This window comes from Xenorhabdus sp. NBAII XenSa04, assembly GCF_963866145.1.
Taxonomy (GTDB): Bacteria; Pseudomonadota; Gammaproteobacteria; order Enterobacterales; family Enterobacteriaceae; genus Xenorhabdus; species Xenorhabdus indica.
Window position 1 is genome coordinate 1 of sequence record NZ_CAWMEB010000251.1, and the last position, 1,139, is coordinate 1,139.

Annotated in this window: 2 protein-coding genes; both read left to right on the top strand. The window is 39.5% G+C overall.

Annotated features, from left to right (window positions below; translation table 11 throughout):
* The coding region (locus tag AAC147_RS09590) for a DNA/RNA non-specific endonuclease (protein WP_197056445.1) at window positions 1-556 on the top strand (556 nt) is incomplete at its 5' end.
* 3 nt (window positions 557-559) lie between these two features.
* The gene (locus AAC147_RS09595) at window positions 560-1,087 is read left to right on the top strand and encodes an SMI1/KNR4 family protein (protein ID WP_047686440.1); all 528 of its coding nucleotides are present in this window, start codon (window positions 560-562) and stop codon (window positions 1,085-1,087) included.
* The last annotated feature ends 52 nt before the right edge of the window (window positions 1,088-1,139 follow it).

Consider the following 1,139-nt stretch of genomic DNA (forward strand, 5'->3'; position numbering starts at 1 on the left):
CCGTTATTACTCGCCGGAGAGCGCGCAGTACATCTCGCCGGATCCGTTGGGATTATTGGGCGGGTTTAATCCGTACGGGTATGTGCATAATCCGACTGGATGGGTTGATCCTTTTGGGCTAGCAGGTGATGATTGTCCAAATATTAAATATGGAGAATTAGATAATTTAGGTCGCCCAACAGGAGTTCACGCCACCTTAGATAAAAGCCATATTAATACAGGCACGCACGCTAATCCGAACATACAACCACCAGGGTTTATTACAGGCAAAGGTTCTAATAGGGCTAGAGGACATTTGCTCGGTCGACAATTAGGCGGTTCTGGTGATGATGTTAGGAACCTCGTCACTCTCCAACAACGACCTGCTAATACTCCTTTTATGAGCGGAGTCGAAGGTAGAATAAGAAAAGCCCTAGAACAAGGGCAACTTGTTGAAATGAGTTCTGTTCCTATTTATAAGGGACCTTCCAGAATTCCGGCTGGTATTACAATGAAAGCGGAAGGTTCCGGCGGATTCTATGAATATGTAACTGTTCTTAACCCACCGGGAATGTAAATAATGAGTATAAAGAGTTTAAATAATATATTGCCCTTGCCTATCCATCCAAATGAAAATGGTCATGATGAAAAATGGCCACTGATAGATGATATACACTCTTTCCCTAAAGATTATATTGATTTTATCACTCAGTATGGTACAGGCAGAATCGCCGATTTTATCACGATCTTTAACCCATTTAGCGAAGATGAGGATTTGAATTTTTTTAGCCAGAAAGAATGGGTTATTGAGGATTTTAATTCTCTTGTTGAATCTGATCCCGATTACTATCCGTTTATTCTTTATCCTGATATTAACGGACTGCTTCCTATCGGTGTTACTGATAACGGTGACTATATATTTTGGGTTGCTTCATCAGATAATAGTGATTTATGGAATGTTGCACTTATTGCGGCAAGGGCACCAGAAGTTGAATATAGGCAAGAAAACTTCACTGATTTTTTAGAGGGTATTTTATCAAGAAAGATCAAATGCATATCATTGCCTGATGATTTTCCACCTAATAATATAAAATTTAGTAGTATTTAAAAAAATAAGCCGGAAAGATCCCCGAGATCTTCCGGCTTTGTTCTTTTTAAGA